Here is a 16,373-nt window from a genome sequence, read left to right on the forward strand (position 1 = left end):
TTAACAAAAAACACACCTGTTAGAGTGTTGGAGTGGCAGAGCCACGGTTCCATCCAACTTCACAGGTGTGCACTTGATTCGATATTGTATTTTAAAGAAACGGTAGAATTTCAATTAAGATTTCTATCTGCTCGCAGCAACCGCAGACTTTCTGAAAGAGACTCTTAACTTACTTATCCGTTTGCGTCTATTATACAAGAAAAGATTCTATTTTGCAAATAGATTTTTAATTTTAGCCGTGATGATTTGGATCAACGTAGGAAGTTTGACAATTTTATCATTTCCTAGATGTTCCCGAGCAATCTTTAAAATTTTTCCAGAGTCTTTTGAAGCAAAGAGAAATTTTGATTCTCTGGTATAGATTTCAAAATGGCGGCTAATTTTACGTCCGGATACATTGGCTCCGATTCGCTCGATTTCTTGCCAGGGAATTTGGATGTAGTCTTCTACATTTGCATCCGCATAAAATTCAAAAGCGGCATTCCCGACTAGGATTTTTCCAACCTTTCCCCCCACTCCAAGGTAAGAAACCCCTGTAGTATGGAATTCAACGGTTTTATTCAATGATTGAGCCATGAGATCCTCCTGTATTGCTGTTCACTCCATTATATCATAATAAAAAGAAGGCCGAAACCTTCTTTTTAGTTGATCTTTGCTTACATCAAGCCAGCAACGTGTGCTAGTACACCGATTACAAAGAGAGCGATGATGATGGTGATTGGAGATACTTTTTTCTTCAACAACCACATACAAGCAAAAGTAAGAAGTAATCCCATCAAACCAGGAATCAATGAATCCAAGTTTTGTTGGAAAGTTGTAACTTTTTCAGGTGTTTGAGATAGGCCTGAACCAACTTGAGCGAAGGCTTCTTGGATACCCTTGTATCCTTCAGGAAGTTTATCCCAGTGGATATAAGCTTTGTCGTCTAATTTGACAGAAGAAACATTGAAGACGAATTTAATAGATACCCAACGTTCTACCAAGACAGCGAGGATGAACATCCCAAGGATAGAAGCCCCTTTAGTGATGTCTTGCAAGATCCCACCAGACATATCTTTGGTAATTTCAGAACCTGCTTTGTAGCCAAGTTCTTGCGTGTACCACAAGAAGGCCATACGAATCGCATTCCATGCGATAAAGAAGATGAGTGGGCCAAGGATGTTACCAGACGCAGCAAGTGATGCACCAAGAGCCCCAAGAATTGGACGTACTGTAAACCAGAAGACTGGATCTCCGATACCCGCCAAAGGACCCATCATACCAATTTTAACCCCTTGGATAGCAGCATCGTCAATAGCAGCACCGTTTGCTCTTTCTTCTTCAAGAGCAAGCGTTACCCCGATGATAGGAGCGGCAACGTATGGGTGAGTGTTAAAGAATTCCATGTGACGCTCAAGAGCAGCCGCTTGGTCTTCTTTCTTTGTGTAGAGTTTTTTTGATAGCTGGGATCAATGAGTATGCCCAACCCAAGTTTTGCATCCGTTCATAGTTCCAAGAACCTTGCAAGAAGGTTGAACGCCACCAAACTTTTTGACGATCTGATTTAGATAATTGTAATTTTTCAGTCATGATAGTGTCACACCTTTCTTAATAGTCTTCGAGAATGTCGCCAATTGGATCGTTAGAAGTAGCGGCACCGCCACCTCCATTGCCACCTTTCTTAGAAAGAGTAAGGTAGATCAAGGCAAGGGCAACACCAATTGCTCCAAGAGCGATCAAAGTTAATTGGCTAACGGCTGCAAGAGCAAAACCGATGGCAAAGAATGGCCATACTTCACGGCTCGCCATCATGTTGATAACCATGGCATAACCAACGGCTACAACCATACCACCACCGATTTGCATTCCATCAGAGAGCCATTTTGGCATTTGTTCAAGAGCAGTTTTGACAGTTTCAGCAGGAATCATCAACAAGAGGGCTGCAGGAATGGCGATACGAAGACCTTGAAGAAGAAGGGCCACAAAGTGAGCGCGTTCTACACCTTTGATATCCCCTTTTCTAGCAGCAGCGTCGGCAGTGTGAACCAAACCAACGGAAAGGGTACGGACGATCATGGTCAAGAAAAGACCAGCAACTGCAAGTGGAATACCGACACCTTGAGCGACAGCGATTCCTTTTGTACTGAAGTCTCCCCCAAGTACCATGATGATGGCAGCAGCGACAGATGCAAGGGCAGCATCGGGTGCAACTGCGGCACCAATGTTTGCCCAGCCAAGTGCAATAAATTGAAGTGAACCACCAAGCATAATGCCAGCAGTCAAGTTACCTGTTACCAAACCGATTAAGGTACAAGCAACAAGGGGTTGGTGGAATTGGAATTGGTCAAGGATACCTTCAAGACCTGCTAAGAAGGCAACAACGACCACTAATACCATAGAAATAATAGACATGTTTAAAATCCTTTCGTAAGTAATCGATTATTGAACGTTAGCTTTGTTAATTAAGTCAAACAAATCTTTCTTAGAGTCATTTGGCACTTTACGGACGTCAAATTCAACTCCAAGATCACGCATTTTTTCAAATGTAGCCACATCATCTTTATCCATTGATAACACATTGTTCACCATGGTTTTACCAGTTGAGTGGGCCATTGAACCAACGTTCAAGGTTTTAATCGGAACACCACCTTCGATGGCGCGAAGAGCATCTTGAGGTGTTTCAAATAAGATCAAAGCATGGGTATTTCCAAAACGTGGATCTTTAGCAACGTCGATCAATTTTTGAATTGGGACAACGTTTGCTTTCACACCATTTGGTGCCGCTTGTTTGATCAATTCCTTACGGAGTTCATCTTTGGCAACAGAATCTGAAGCAACAATGATCCGGTCGGCTTTTGAATCAGGTGTCCAAGCAGTTGCGACTTGTCCATGAAGAAGACGTGTATCTAAGCGGGCAAGGTTAATCTTGAGTTTTCCATCTCCGATAACTGTTCCTTCTGGAATAGCAGCTTGGGCTACAGGAGCAGCAGCGGCTGTACTAGCTTCTTCAACAGGGTTTAATTCTTCTGGAAGGGCTTTGACACCGTCTTTTGCTTCCTTGATGATGTTTGCAGCGACTTGATCAACGCCGGCATTTGCATCCATCAAACGTTCTGTATAAGCTTGAATCAACATCGGAAGGTTTAATCCTGTGATGATCGCAAATTTACGATCTGGATTTTCTCCCATGACGCGACTTGCTTGGTTAAATGGAGAACCACTCCAAAGGTCAGCCAAAACCAAGACTTCATCTTCTGCATCAAATGCGGCAACAGCTGCATTAAATTTAGCATAGAGATCATCCGGGCCTTCACTTGGCATGAACGTAACCACTTGAACTTTCTCTTGATCTCCAAAGATCATCGAGCCGGATTGGTGGATTCCAGCTGCAAATTCACCGTGGCTAGCAATAATGATACCAATACTCATTATTGACATTCCTCCTTATAAAATTTGTTTGACTTTCAGTTTAAGAAAACTTTAAGCTACTTTATTATAAATCGTTTCCACACTTAAGTCAATTTTTCTATCAAAATCTCGATGTAAAAACATTGATTTATTATATTAAATTATCGTTAGATAGAAAAAGAATGCTCTTGAATGAATTTTGTTTATTACTTGTTGATGCTTAAAAAATCAATAATAGATATGTTTTATAGGATTTTGTTCTCAATGAAAAGATTCCGAGAATCAAACGATATTCTCGAAAACAAAAATAAATATATAACAAATTGTATATAAGAGTGATTGAGAGCACTCAAAAAGACTAGCCCAGTTGGGCTAGTCCTGTAGGTTCAGTTGTTTAGTTTGTAAAGTCAAGTACCATACGTCCTTGAATGGTTCCAGCTTCCATTTCATCAAAGACTTTGACAGCATCTTCTACTGGACGTTTTTGAACGACAGGGACTACCAGGCCTTCTGCACCAAATTGGAAAGCTTCTTCCAAATCTTTACGAGTTCCTACAAGAGAACCAATGACTTGGATACCATCTAATACAGTTTTCACAATGCTGAGGTCCATCATTTCAGAAGGAAGACCAACTGCGACCACGCGGCCACCTGCACGAACAGAATCTACTGCTTGGTTGAAAGCTACTTTAGAAACAGCTGTTACGACAGCAGAGTGAGCTCCACCATTTGTTTTTTCTTGGATCAATCCTGGAACATCTTCGACTTCACGACCGTTGATGACAAAATCTGCACCAACTTCTTTCGCCAATTCTAGTTTATCATTGTTGATATCGACAGCGATGACATGTGCGTTGAAGACTTTCTTAGCATATTGAACAGCCAAGTTTCCTAGTCCACCAGCTCCATAGATAACGATCCATTGTCCTGGTTCAGCTTTGGCTTCTTTGATAGCTTTGTAAGTGGTAACACCTGCACACGTAATAGAAGAAGCTTGGGCTGGATCTAATCCTTCAGGTACTTTCACTGCGTAATCTGCAGTAACGATACATTGTTCAGCCATTCCTCCATCAACAGAGTAACCAGCATTTTTTACAGTACGACAGAGAGTTTCACGACCAGTTGTACAGTATTCACAAGTTCCACATCCTTCGAAGAACCATGCGACACTGACACGATCCCCAACCTTTAGGCTCTTAACATCTGGAGCAACTTCTTTAACAATACCGATTCCTTCGTGTCCAAGAACACGGCCTGGAACTTTACCAAAGTCTCCGTGAGCAACGTGCAAGTCAGTGTGGCAGACACCACAGTATTCGATTTGAACAAGAGCTTCCCCTGTTTCAAGTGGACGCATGTCTTTGTTTGCAACGATTTCAACACCAGTACCTTCTGGATTTACAACAACAGCTTTCATTTTGTTCCTCCTTAAGTGAACGAGAAGCGATTTAGTTTTTTGAAAGCGCTTCTTTAATAACTATGTTAATAATATCACAAACTAGATGGCAAGGCAATGAAAAAAATATAAAAATAGGAGGGTATTGATTAACCGATTAAGTATTTAGGATAGAAAAAGACATGAGGGGATAACTCATGTCTGTTCCTATTATAAGAATAATTGAATGAGTTGGCGCGCGACACCATCTTCGTTATTTGTGAAATCTGTGACGGAATCCGCGTAAGGGAGAAGGACGGAGCTAGCATTTTTCATGGCGTATCCATGACCAGCGAGAGTTAGCATGTCGGTATCGTTGTGCTCGTCTCCAAAGGCAATCAAATCCTTCTGATCCATATTGAGTTTATCTAGAAGGTAGGTCAGAGCAGATGCTTTGGTCACATTTTTGGGATTGCATTCCAGAATATTTAAGGGACCCCCCCAAGTATTTATAGACAGATTGTAGTCATAATGCCGATTCATTTCATCTGCCAGAGCATATTTGTCTTCCGCTTTCGTTTGAAAGAGGATACAGTTTGGGTCGCTCGTTACCCGCTCGGGATTGAATTGATTTTCTGGTTGGAAAGATTCAATACCGAATAATTTAGGGTCTGCAACGTGCTCATTTGGATCGGTAATAAAGAATTTATTGCGGTATTCGCCTGCTATAAAGTCCGCTTGGATGGTATCCCGGTTAGCGACCATATCTAGCAGGTATTTTTTATCTAAAGTCAAACATTGTTCATCCCCCCATTTTTTCTCAGGTAGATGCGTAAGGGAGCCGTTAAAATTGATCATCGGAGTATCTAGCTCTAGTTGTTTGTAATAGGTATGTGCCATACGGTAGGGGCGGCCTGTTGTAATAATGACTTTATGGCCAAGAGCACTAATTTTTTTTATCGTATCAATGGTAAAGTCGCTCAATTTGCTTTCGGAATTTAAGAGAGTGCCGTCTAGATCTAGAGCGATCATCTTTTTATGCATATTTCAGTTCCTTTCGAGAAGAATGAGACCATTATATCAGAAAAATCGGAAAAGCGCTCAAAAATCGAGAAGAGAAGTAGGATTTCTTGAAAGGCGAAAGATCTTTTGGTAAAATAGAAATAACGTTCGCAAATTGATTGGGAGCGAGAATGATGAAAAAGGAGTTTATTCTGAAATGGATAAGTTTTTTAAACTTTCAGAACATGGAACCACTGTTCGAACAGAGGTTCTTGCTGGTTTGACAACCTTTTTTGCGATGAGTTATATCCTCTTCGTAAACCCTCAAATGTTGTCACAAACAGGTATGCCAGCTCAAGGAGTCTTCCTTGCAACGATTATTGGATCCGTTGTCGGGACCTTGATGATGGCTTTTTATGCCAATTTACCTTATGCACAAGCACCTGGGATGGGCTTGAATGCCTTCTTTACCTTTACCGTTGTATTTGGTATGGGCTACTCATGGCAGGAAGCTTTGGGGATGGTCTTCATTTGTGGAGTGATTTCATTGATTATCACATTGACAAATGTTCGGAAGATGATCATCGAATCGATTCCGACAGCTCTTCGCTCTGCTATTTCAGCGGGGATCGGGATTTTCTTGGCCTATGTTGGAATTAAGAATGCAGGATTTTTGAAATTCACGATTGACCCTCATACCTATACAGTGGTCGGAGAAGGAGCAGATAAGGCGAATGCAACGATCTCAGCAAATGCATCTGCTGTTCCTGGATTGGTTGATTTTAACAATCCAGCTGTCCTCTTGGCTCTTGTTGGTCTTGCGATTACTATTTTCTTTGTTGTCAAAGGGATTAAAGGTGGGATTATCCTTTCCATCTTAGCAACGACTGTTCTTGGAATTCTCATCCATGTTGTTGATATCAGTAAAATCGACTTTGCAAGTAACCATCTAGGAGCTGCCTTTAATGATTTAGGCACGATCTTTGGTCAAGCTTTAGGATCGAAAGGATTGGGTTCTTTGATTTCCAATACGTCTCGTTTGCCTGAGACCTTAATGGCCATCTTAGCCTTCTCCTTGACTGATATTTTTGATACAATCGGAACTTTGATCGGTACGGGTGAAAAAGTTGGGATTGTTGCGACAAATGGGGAAAACCATCAATCAGCGAAATTAGATAAGGCCCTCTATTCAGACCTTGTAGCGACTTCAGTCGGAGCTATTGCAGGAACTTCAAACGTAACGACGTATGTTGAATCTGCAGCTGGTATTGGAGCTGGTGGACGCACTGGTTTGACAGCCTTGGTTGTAGCGATCTGTTTTGCTATTTCAAGTCTCTTTAGTCCTTTGTTGGCGATTGTACCGACCGCTGCTACAGCCCCAATTTTGATTGTTGTTGGGATCATGATGTTGAGTGGCTTGAAAAATATCCATTGGGAAGATATGTCAGAAGCAGTTCCTGCTTTCTTCACCTCTATCTTTATGGGCTTCAGCTACTCGATTACACAAGGGATCGCTGCTGGATTTATCACCTATAGCTTGGTGAAAGTGGTTAAAGGACAAGCCAAAGAAGTGCACAGCATGATTTGGATTTTAGATGTTCTCTTTATTTTAAACTACGTTAGCATGGCTTTGAATTAAGCATCAGGAAGGTACCAAAAAGGAATGGGAGTTGTCTCCCATTCCTTTTTAGATGGATTGAGGGAATGAATGGGAGAATTTCCTGTATTTCCTGATTTTTTTCTCAAAAACAAACCGGAGTCGAACAATTTCTAAAAGAAAGAGCAGATTTTTAAAAAGTTTGGTATAATAGAGAAATGATTAGTCACAATGAAACGGAGCTGATCGCTCTAGGAAAACAGCTAGGAAAACTCTTAGAAAAGCAAGACGTGATTATCTTATCAGGTGATCTAGGGGCAGGAAAAACGACCTTTACCAAAGGAATTGCAAAGGGGTTAGGGATTGATCAGATGATTAAAAGCCCGACCTATACCATTGTTCGTGAATACGAAGGTCGCTTGCCTTTATACCATTTGGATGTTTACCGGATTGGGAATGATCCAGATTCTATTGATTTAGATGATTTTCTATTTGGAAATGGTGCTACCATTATTGAATGGGGAGAGCTGATTGAGCCGAGTCTCTCGGATGCTTATCTTAAAATTTTTATCCGAAAATTAGAAGATGGGCGAGAGTTAGCTTTTGAAGCTCATGGAGCGCGTGCAAAAGCTTTGCTAGCATCCTTTGAGCAGGTGGAAAAAACGGATGACTAAGGAAAAGGAAGTAACAGTAGAAATTCGGCAAGCTGACAGTGCAGATGCGGCTCTTGTCGTTGATTTCTTAAATCAAGTTGGGAAAGAGTCAGATTACATGACGCTAGATGAAGCTGGGATTGGCATGTCTCCAGCAGACATGGAGCAATTTCTGATGGTGCAAGAGATGGCGGAAAACCGGATTTGCCTCTTGCTATTTCTAGATCAGGAACTGGCAGCTTTGTTAAATATCACTGCAGCTTCTCAACGGTCCATTCGGCATATTGGTGATGTCTTTATTGTGGTTCAAAAAGCTTATTGGAATCAAGGACTTGGACAGATCTTGTTGGAAGAAGGGATCGAGTGGGCGCACTCGACCGGTGTTCTTCGCAAACTAGTCTTGAATGTCCAAGTGCGCAATAAACGAGCAGTTCACCTGTATAAAAAGTTAGGTTTTGAGATCGAAGGTTGCCAAGCTCGTGGAGCTTGTTCAGCTGAAGGAGAATTCTTAGATGTTTACCTTATGGGGAAACTGATAGATTAGAGAGAGATTCTATATGGTTAAAAAAATTATTTTGATGTTTTTGAGCTTATTGACGGTAACAGTGATTGGGATTGGGGCCTATGGCCTTACCATCCTAAACCAAACGACTGGGACTCTCAGTAAGACCTATAAAGGCTTTGGGAATGAGACCAATGTTATTGCAGAAAACAAGCCGATGACCATCCTTTTGATGGGGGTTGATACAGGTAGCGGTTCTCGGGAAGATCCTTGGGCCGGAAATAGTGATACCATGATTTTGGTGACTGTCAATCCTCAAACAAAAGAAACAACCATGACGAGCTTGGAAAGAGATATCCTAACCAATATTACTTCAGATGGCGAAACGGTCCAAGCAAAATTGAATTCGGCTTATGCTCAAGGTGGTGCCAAGTTAGCCATTAAGACCATTCAAGATCTTTTGAATATCCATATTGACCGCTATGTCATGATCAATATGAAGGGATTGGTTCAATTAGTGGATAAGGTTGGTGGCATCACGGTTAACAATCCATTTGACTTCGATATCTCGATCGAGGAAAATGAGCCAGAATATACGGCTAAGATCGCACCAGGACGTCAGGAGATTAATGGGGACCAAGCTCTCGTTTATTCACGGATGCGCTACCAAGACCCAGAAGGAGACTACGGACGTCAAAAACGCCAACGTGAAGTGATCAAAAAGATTGTTGAGAAAGTTCTAAGCCTCAATAGTTTGAGTCACTACAAAGGAATCATTGAGTCTGTTAGTGACAATATGCAAACCAACATTTCACTTGATAGCAACAGTCTTCTTCAATTGTTAGGATATAAAGATGCCCTTTCAACGATTCATCAGTACCAGTTGAAAGGAGAAGATGCCACCTTAGCAGATGGCGGAAGTTATCAGATTGTCACTTCAAAACATCTCTTGAAAATTCAAAATATCATCCGCAAAGCTTTGGGACTAAAAGAAATCAAAACATTGAAAACCAATGCTTACCTATTAGATGGAGATGAAGATTTGAAGTCTTCTTCTTCTCAAACTGAAAATCCAGTTCCAGCATCTGGGGAAGCGCCTGTTTACCAAGAGTTTAATCAATTACCAGTTGTACCATCGACCCAGGATACGGGAGTGGTGACGCCTCAAAGTTCTGTTGCACCAGTGACACCAGTTGCTCCTGTAGCTACAGAGTCGAGCAGTGTGACACCTACGGTACCTTCAGAATAAGAAAAAAACGATTGAGTTTTCTCAATCGTTTTTACTTGGTTGCCAGATGTCTTGAATTTCTTTTAGAGAGGCTGTTGCTTGTTGACTAAATAGTTTGGTCTTGTATTGGAAATCCGTTACCAATTCTTGAAGATTGGTCTTTTGGTCTTGGATAATATCCAGATTGCGTTGGATTTTTGCTAGGTTATCTTGAATTCCCTTGACCAATTGGCTGGATTCAGTCACCTCTGTTTTAATTTCTTTGCGGTTTTTTACTAGGTGGTAGCTAATGCTAGCTCCTGTTGCAAACCAAAAGAGATTTTTGAGTTTCATATGGCCTCCTTTTTAACTGTTTTTGATGGTTTCTGCGAGAACTGCTAGTTGTTCAAAATTAGGCTCGTGTTCAGTAAATGAAATGGCAAGCTCATCTTGATCGGAATAGCGGGGGATAATGTGGACATGTGTGTGAAATACGGTTTGTCCAGAAACTTCTTCCATGTTGCTGATGATATTCATTCCCTTAGCTTGGGTAGCAGCTTCTACTTTTTTTGCAACTTTAGAAACACGTGCAAATAGTTGAGCTGTGGCGGTTTCGTCCATCTCTAAGAGGTTGCGAGCGTGTTTTTTTGGAACCACTAACGTATGACCTGGTGTAACCTGAGAGATGTCCAAAAATGCGAGGACTTCCTCGTCCTCATAGACTTTGGAGGAAGGAATGTCGCCAGCTATAATCTTACAAAAAATACAATCGTCAACCATAAATACACCTCTTTTAGACTAAATTTTGTTATAATATAAGAACATTATACCAGAAATCGGAGAAAATATGTTAGAAATCAACAAGTTGACAGGGGGCTATGTCAACATCCCTGTCCTGAAAGAGGTGAGTTTTTCAGTTCCGGATGGCCAACTGATTGGTTTGATTGGACTAAATGGAGCTGGGAAGTCAACCACGATTAATGAAATTATTGGTCTCCTGCATCCTTATGCTGGGGAAGTACGGATTGACGGCTTGAGTCTTCCAGAAGCTCCAACTGACTATCGTAAAAAAATTGGCTATATTCCAGAAACCCCTAGCCTATATGAAGAATTAACCTTGAGAGAGCATATCGAAACCGTAGCTATGGCCTATGATTTAGACATGGATCAGGTCATGGTGCGCGTCCAGCCTTTGTTGGAACGATTTCGTTTGGCTGAAAAATTAGATTGGTTCCCGACCCAGTTTTCAAAAGGGATGAAGCAAAAGGTCATGATTATTTGCGCCTATGCAGTGGATCCAAGTCTTTATATTGTCGATGAACCCTTTTTGGGATTGGATCCTGTTGCGATTGCAGATTTGATTCAGTTATTGGCAGATGAGAAAGCAAAAGGAAAATCGATTTTGATGAGTACCCACGTTCTGGATTCGGCTGAAAAGATGTGTGATGGTTTTGTGATCCTCCATAAGGGTCAGGTCCGAGCAAAAGGGACCTTGGACGAGCTGCGTTCAACTTTTGGGGATGAGAAAGCAAGTCTAAATGATATCTACATGACCTTGACAGAAGAGGAAACAGCATGAAAGAGTTGATGAAAAAACGGCAAGAAACGTTTCGAACTCAATGTGTAAAATATAGCCGCTATGTTCTCAATGATCATTTCGTTCTCTTTATGTTGATTTTCATAGGATTTTTGGCGGTTCAATACAGCCAATTCTTGCAAGATCTACCCAAAGATACAAGCCTGATCCGCTGGAGTCTCATGATTGGCTTGCTCCTCTTGGTTCCGATTGGCTCCATTGCGACCTACTTAGAGAAGCCCGATGCTTTATTCCTTTTGGTAAAGGAAGAGGAAGTGAAACGTTATGTCAAAGGGCAGGCCAAGAAGTCTTTTGTGTTTTGGTTTTTGATTCAAAGTTTTGTCCTTCTATTATTTGTGCCTCTTCTTCTGGCAACAGGGCTGGATAAACTTGCTATTGTAGCTTATATCCTTGTCTTAGGGGTGGCTAAAGGGGCTGTTTTTAGCTGGAAGGAAGCGCGTTTCTACCAGGATGAAAATTTAAATTGGCCCTTGGCTATTGCTCGTGAGAATGCAAGGAAACAATTGATTCTTCGCTTCTTTGCCTTGTTTACAACGGTGAAAGGTATTACTAACAGTGTCAAAAGAAGAGCGTACTTGGATGGTTTCTTAGGGCTTCTTCCCAAAACACATAGCAATACTTGGCTTCACTTATATATGCGCTCCTTCCTACGGAATGGAGATCTTTTCTCTATGACTCTACGACTCTTGGCTCTTTCCATTCTCGCTATCATCTTTATTCCCCAACCCCTCGTAGTGATTGCCCTTGTAGCCTTGCTCAATTACTTGGTTATTTTTCAATTACTGGGGCTTTACAGTGCTTTTGATTACCAACCCTTGACCCTCCTTTTCCCGATGAAAAAGGGCAGTAAAAAGGCAGGGTTGAACAAAACGATTCAGCTGGTCATGGGGATGATAACGGTGATAGAAGGGGGAATTGGCCTGGTCTTTATTTCAGATAAAGTCCTGTTGTTAGGCTTATTGGCTTATACAGTTGCTTTAATCCTACTCTATCTTCCATTTAAGATGGCGCGCTTGGTTGACGAAAGTCGTTAAAATTAGTAAAATAGATTGGAAACTTTTTACGGAGGAAAAGATGGACTCGAATGAAAAAGAGCTAAGCCTCACCCCAATTCCTGGGAAGAGTGGGAAGGCCTACATGGGGACCTACCCAGATGGTGGGCGCGTTTTTGTAAAAATGAATACGACCCCAATCCTTGCGGGTCTAGCAAAAGAACAGATTGCTCCTCAATTGTTATGGAGTCGACGATTGCCAGATGGAAATGTGATGAGTGCCCAAGAATGGTTGAATGGGGAAATTCTCACGCCAAATGGGATGTCGAAAAAACAAGTGGTCAATATTTTAACGAGATTGCACCGTTCTAGACCTTTGATGACCCAATTGAAAAAACTTGGCTATCCTGTGGAATCTCCATTAGAATTGCTCAATTCTTGGAGCAACCGGTTGCCAATTGCCCTACGTCAGAACCACTATATCCAATCAGTCGTAAAGAATTTACGGAAGACAGTGCCTGCCTTTCGGGAGGATTATGCGACGATCGTCCACGGGGATGTCCGTCATAGTAACTGGATTGAGACAGAGAGCGGCTTGATTTATCTAGTCGATTGGGACTCTGTTCGTTTGACAGACCGGATGTTGGATGTGGCGCATATCTTGAGTCACTATATCCCAGATTCTAATTGGCGCGATTGGTTAGGCTATTATGGCTACAAGTACAATCAAAAAGTATTTGATAAACTCTATTGGTTTGGTCAATACTCTTTCTTGTGCCAAATTGCTAAATACTATGAAAATAATGATTTAGAAAATGTCAATCGCGAGATCTATGCTCTGCGCAATTTCCGGTTGAAATATGGAAAGGAAATATGAGAGTTAGAAATCGCAAGGGAGCGACTGAATTATTAGAAGCGAACCCGCAATATGTGGTCCTAAATCCAGAAGATGCCAAGGGAAAATGGCATGAAATTTTCGGGAATGACCATCCTATTCATATCGAAGTGGGTAGCGGAAAAGGGGCCTTTATTACTGGAATGGCCAAGGCCAATCCAGAGATCAACTACATCGGAATTGATATTCAAAAATCGGTCTTGAGTTATGCTTTAGATAAGGTCTTAGAAGCTGATGTTCCTAACATTAAATTGCTTTGGGTAGACGGAGATAGCTTGACCAACTATTTTGAAGATGGGGAAATTGATCAACTCTATCTGAATTTTTCAGATCCATGGCCAAAGAAACGTCATGAGAAGCGTCGCTTGACTTACAAGACTTTCTTGGATACCTTCAAGCAAATTCTTCCAGAACATGGGGAGATTCACTTTAAAACAGATAATCGAGGTCTGTTTGAATACAGTTTGGTGAGCTTTTCACAGTATGGTATGACTTTGAAGGGAGTCTGGCTAGACCTTCATGCTAGTGATTTTGAGGGGAATGTCATGACGGAATATGAGAAAAAGTTCTCAAGTAAAGGACAGGTCATTTACCGTGTAGAAGCACAGTTTTAGCATATTCCTTGCAATCATTGGGGAATCGTGTTATAATACCTTAAATGAATAGAAAAGGAGAGGCGGGGAAATATCTTCGCCTCTTATCTATGAGGAGGTGGCAACCATCGCAACGATTGTTGACTTAGTAACAGAAGTGATTCAGCCTGCCATCCAGGAACCATTTGAATTGGTCGATGTTGAATATGGCAAAATGGGTGGTGACTACGTCTTAAGCATTTTCGTAGACAAACCAGAAGGGATCACACTGAATGATACAGCGGATTTGACAGAAATCATTAGCCCGCTATTGGATCAAATCAAACCAGACCCATTTCCAGAACAGTACTTTTTAGAAGTTACCAGTCCTGGCTTGGAGAGACCATTGAAAACCAAGGAAGCACTCGAAGGAGCTGTTGGCAAGTATGTCAATATCAGCTTGTATAAGGCTGTTGAAAAGCAAAAGGTCTTTGAGGGAAACTTGGTAGGTTTTGAAGAGGATGTTTTGACCATTGAGTATATGGATAAAACACGAAAGAAAACTGTAGAAATTCCTTATAACCTTGTGTCCAAAGCAAGGTTGGCTGTAAAATTGTAACAGAATGAAAGAAAGGATGCCTTTATAGTAGAGGCAAGAAAAACATGAGTAAAGAAATGCTAGAAGCCTTCCGCATTTTGGAAGAAGACAAAGGGATCAAAAAAGAAGATATCATCGAAGCAGTCACAGAATCATTGCGTTCAGCTTATCGCCGTCGTTATGGACAATCAGAAAGTGCAGCGATTGAATTCAATGAAAAAACTGGAGATTTCCGTGTTTATACGGTTCGTGAAGTGGTGGATGAAGTCTTTGATAGCCGTTTAGAAATCAGCTTGAAGGATGCCTTGGCCATTAGCTCTGCTTATGAGTTGGGGGATAAGATCAAGTTTGAAGAAGCACCAGCTGAATTTGGTCGTGTAGCAGCTCAATCTGCCAAACAAACCATCATGGAAAAAATGCGTAAGCAAACGCGCACCATCACCTATAACACTTATAAAGAACATGAAAATGAAATCATGAGTGGAACGGTGGAGCGCTTTGACAATCGTTTTATCTATGTCAATCTTGGCTCAATCGAAGCTCAATTGTCTAAGCAAGACCAAATTCCAGGAGAAGTGTTCCAATCTCATGACCGGATTGAAGTCTTTGTCTACAAGGTAGAAGATAATCCACGTGGTGTCAATGTCTTTGTTAGCCGAAGCCATCCTGAAATGATCAAACGTTTGATGGAACAAGAAATTCCTGAAGTTTATGATGGAACTGTTGAGATTATGAGTGTAGCGCGTGAAGCTGGAGATCGTACAAAAGTTGCGGTTCGTAGCCATAATCCAAACGTAGATGCGATTGGGACTATCGTTGGTCGTGGTGGATCGAACATTAAAAAGATTACCAGCAAGTTCCACCCAGCTCGATACGATCAAAAATTAGACCGTATGGTTCCGACAGAAGAAAACATCGATGTCATCGAGTGGGTTCCAGATCCAGCTGAATTTATCTACAATGCGATCGCTCCTGCAGAAGTGGACCAAGTTATTTTTGATGATGAAGATAGCAAACATGCTCTCGTTGTGGTTCCAGACAACAAATTATCTCTTGCTATTGGTCGTCGTGGTCAAAACGTTCGTTTGGCGGCTCATTTGACTGGTTACCGCATCGATATCAAATCTGCAAGTGAGTTCGAAGAAATGGAAGCAGCTCAAGAAACTTTTGAAGACCAAGTAGAAAGTGGCGAAGAGCAAGTCGACTAAGTGAGGGAGGGAAAATGGTAAAAACAAGAAAAATCCCTTTAAGAAAATCTGTCGTTTCAAATGAAATTATTGATAAGCGCGATTTGCTCCGCATTGTCAAAAATAAAGAAGGACAAGTCTTTATCGATCCAACTGGCAAGGCCAATGGTCGAGGTGCTTACATCAAGCTAGACAATGAAGAAGCGGCACTTGCTAAGAAAAAGAAAGTTTTTAATCGTAGCTTTAATATGGAAGTGGAAGAAGCTTTCTATGATGAATTGATCGCTTATGTAGATCATAAGGTGAAGAGAAGAGAGTTAGGCCTTGAATAAGCAAAAGATAAGTAATTTGTTGGGCTTGGCGCAAAGAGCAGGAAAACTCATTTCTGGAGAAGAACTCGTGATCAAAGCAATCCAGGAAGAAAAAGCAAAATTAGTTTTTCTGGCAAATGATGCAGCTAGTAACCTGACAAAAAAGGTGACGGATAAGGGTCACTATTATGAGGTTCAAGTATCTACCGTGTTTTCAACACTAGAATTAAGCACTGCAATTGGACGTTCTCGTAAGGTCGTCGCTGTTGTAGATGCTGGATTTTCAAAGAAAATGAGGTCTCTTATGGAATAGAAGAGGAGGACAGCAATTGTCTAAGAAAAGATTATACGAAATTGCCAAAGAATTGGGCAAGGAAAGTAAGGAAGTCGTCACTCGTGCGAAAGAATTAGGTTTTGACGTCAAGAGTCATGCATCTAGTGTCGATACTGATGTTGCTGAAAAGCTGATCAAGAGCTTTGCAGCGAAAAAAGAAACAG

At 41.4% G+C, this 16,373-nt stretch carries 19 protein-coding genes and 2 pseudogenes; 13 read left to right on the forward strand and 8 right to left on the reverse strand.

Annotated elements, in window-relative coordinates; genetic code table 11:
• Positions 1-207 precede the first annotated feature (207 nt).
• The 6 genes and pseudogenes from TZ97_RS09680 to TZ97_RS09705 all read right to left on the reverse strand — a co-directional run bounded on the left by TZ97_RS09680 (position 208) and on the right by TZ97_RS09705 (position 5,806).
• Positions 208-576: a DUF956 family protein gene (locus TZ97_RS09680; protein WP_023920226.1), complete on the reverse strand. Its 369-nt coding sequence runs from the start codon at positions 574-576 to the stop codon at positions 208-210.
• An 80-nt stretch (positions 577-656) separates the two neighbouring features.
• A pseudogene (locus tag TZ97_RS09685) lies at positions 657-1,569 on the reverse strand (PTS system mannose/fructose/sorbose family transporter subunit IID).
• A gap of 18 nt (positions 1,570-1,587) precedes the next feature.
• Positions 1,588-2,391 (reverse strand): PTS mannose/fructose/sorbose transporter subunit IIC, encoded by an 804-nt coding sequence (locus TZ97_RS09690; RefSeq protein WP_045760244.1) that lies wholly within the window; start codon positions 2,389-2,391, stop codon positions 1,588-1,590.
• A 27-nt stretch (positions 2,392-2,418) separates the two neighbouring features.
• On the reverse strand, positions 2,419-3,408 hold the full coding sequence (locus TZ97_RS09695) for a PTS sugar transporter subunit IIB (RefSeq protein WP_003010431.1): 990 nt from the start codon (positions 3,406-3,408) through the stop codon (positions 2,419-2,421).
• A gap of 373 nt (positions 3,409-3,781) precedes the next feature.
• A complete protein-coding gene (gene adhP, locus TZ97_RS09700) occupies positions 3,782-4,804 on the reverse strand; it encodes an alcohol dehydrogenase AdhP (RefSeq protein WP_045760245.1) in 1,023 nt (340 codons plus the stop codon).
• A 189-nt stretch (positions 4,805-4,993) separates the two neighbouring features.
• Positions 4,994-5,806, reverse strand: coding sequence for a Cof-type HAD-IIB family hydrolase (locus TZ97_RS09705; RefSeq protein WP_045760246.1), 813 nt, complete (start codon positions 5,804-5,806; stop codon positions 4,994-4,996).
• Positions 5,807-5,981: 175 nt separating this feature from the next.
• Between TZ97_RS09705 and TZ97_RS09710 the strand changes: the two genes are divergently transcribed.
• The 4 genes from TZ97_RS09710 (at position 5,982) to lytR (ending at position 9,765) form a co-directional block, all read left to right on the forward strand.
• Entirely contained in the window at positions 5,982-7,403 is a 1,422-nt protein-coding gene (locus tag TZ97_RS09710) for an NCS2 family permease (RefSeq protein ID WP_045760247.1), read from the forward strand.
• A 176-nt stretch (positions 7,404-7,579) separates the two neighbouring features.
• Entirely contained in the window at positions 7,580-8,035 is a 456-nt protein-coding gene (gene tsaE / locus TZ97_RS09715) for a tRNA (adenosine(37)-N6)-threonylcarbamoyltransferase complex ATPase subunit type 1 TsaE (protein ID WP_045760248.1), read from the forward strand.
• On the forward strand, positions 8,028-8,558 hold the full coding sequence (locus tag TZ97_RS09720) for a GNAT family N-acetyltransferase (RefSeq protein ID WP_045760249.1): 531 nt from the start codon (positions 8,028-8,030) through the stop codon (positions 8,556-8,558). Before tsaE ends, TZ97_RS09720 begins: the two co-directional genes overlap by 8 nt.
• Before the next feature lie 13 nt (positions 8,559-8,571).
• Positions 8,572-9,765 (forward strand): glycopolymer--peptidoglycan transferase LytR, encoded by a 1,194-nt coding sequence (gene lytR / locus TZ97_RS09725; RefSeq protein ID WP_045760250.1) that lies wholly within the window; start codon positions 8,572-8,574, stop codon positions 9,763-9,765.
• A gap of 21 nt (positions 9,766-9,786) precedes the next feature.
• On the opposite strand, the gene TZ97_RS09730 is transcribed toward lytR, so the two are convergent.
• Both TZ97_RS09730 and TZ97_RS09735 read right to left on the reverse strand, forming a co-directional pair.
• Positions 9,787-10,077, reverse strand: coding sequence for a hypothetical protein (locus TZ97_RS09730; protein ID WP_003012641.1), 291 nt, complete (start codon positions 10,075-10,077; stop codon positions 9,787-9,789).
• 12 nt (positions 10,078-10,089) lie between these two features.
• Positions 10,090-10,503 carry an HIT family protein gene (locus TZ97_RS09735; protein WP_003012582.1) on the reverse strand — a complete coding sequence of 138 codons (414 nt, stop codon included), beginning with the start codon at positions 10,501-10,503 and terminating at the stop codon, positions 10,090-10,092.
• A 67-nt stretch (positions 10,504-10,570) separates the two neighbouring features.
• On the opposite strand from TZ97_RS09735, the gene TZ97_RS09740 reads away from it, so the two are divergent.
• The 9 genes and pseudogenes from TZ97_RS09740 to TZ97_RS11090 form a co-directional block, all read left to right on the forward strand.
• Positions 10,571-11,302 (forward strand): ABC transporter ATP-binding protein, encoded by a 732-nt coding sequence (locus tag TZ97_RS09740; protein WP_045760251.1) that lies wholly within the window; start codon positions 10,571-10,573, stop codon positions 11,300-11,302.
• Positions 11,299-12,354, forward strand: coding sequence for an ABC transporter permease (locus tag TZ97_RS09745; RefSeq protein ID WP_045760252.1), 1,056 nt, complete (start codon positions 11,299-11,301; stop codon positions 12,352-12,354). The genes TZ97_RS09740 and TZ97_RS09745 overlap by 4 nt, the downstream gene beginning before the upstream one ends.
• A 40-nt stretch (positions 12,355-12,394) precedes the next feature.
• The gene (gene ccrZ / locus TZ97_RS09750; RefSeq protein WP_003003852.1) at positions 12,395-13,189 is read left to right on the forward strand and encodes a cell cycle regulator CcrZ; all 795 of its coding nucleotides are present in this window, start codon (positions 12,395-12,397) and stop codon (positions 13,187-13,189) included.
• Entirely contained in the window at positions 13,186-13,821 is a 636-nt protein-coding gene (gene trmB, locus TZ97_RS09755; protein ID WP_024056398.1) for a tRNA (guanosine(46)-N7)-methyltransferase TrmB, read from the forward strand. The genes ccrZ and trmB overlap by 4 nt, the downstream gene beginning before the upstream one ends.
• Positions 13,822-13,918: 97 nt before the next feature.
• The gene (rimP, locus tag TZ97_RS09760; RefSeq protein WP_023920253.1) at positions 13,919-14,398 is read left to right on the forward strand and encodes a ribosome maturation factor RimP; all 480 of its coding nucleotides are present in this window, start codon (positions 13,919-13,921) and stop codon (positions 14,396-14,398) included.
• 44 nt (positions 14,399-14,442) lie between these two features.
• On the forward strand, positions 14,443-15,585 hold the full coding sequence (nusA, locus tag TZ97_RS09765) for a transcription termination factor NusA (RefSeq protein ID WP_003010402.1): 1,143 nt from the start codon (positions 14,443-14,445) through the stop codon (positions 15,583-15,585).
• A 14-nt stretch (positions 15,586-15,599) separates the two neighbouring features.
• A complete protein-coding gene (rnpM, locus tag TZ97_RS09770; protein ID WP_003010401.1) occupies positions 15,600-15,896 on the forward strand; it encodes an RNase P modulator RnpM in 297 nt (98 codons plus the stop codon).
• Positions 15,889-16,188 carry a YlxQ-related RNA-binding protein gene (locus TZ97_RS09775; protein WP_045760253.1) on the forward strand — a complete coding sequence of 100 codons (300 nt, stop codon included), beginning with the start codon at positions 15,889-15,891 and terminating at the stop codon, positions 16,186-16,188. Before rnpM ends, TZ97_RS09775 begins: the two co-directional genes overlap by 8 nt.
• A gap of 16 nt (positions 16,189-16,204) precedes the next feature.
• Positions 16,205-16,328, forward strand: a pseudogene (locus tag TZ97_RS11090) (translation initiation factor IF-2 N-terminal domain-containing protein); the annotation flags it as partial.
• Positions 16,329-16,373: the final 45 nt, after the last annotated feature.

It is taken from the genome of Streptococcus parasanguinis (genome assembly GCF_000963275.1).
Taxonomy (GTDB): Bacteria; Bacillota; Bacilli; order Lactobacillales; family Streptococcaceae; genus Streptococcus; species Streptococcus parasanguinis_B.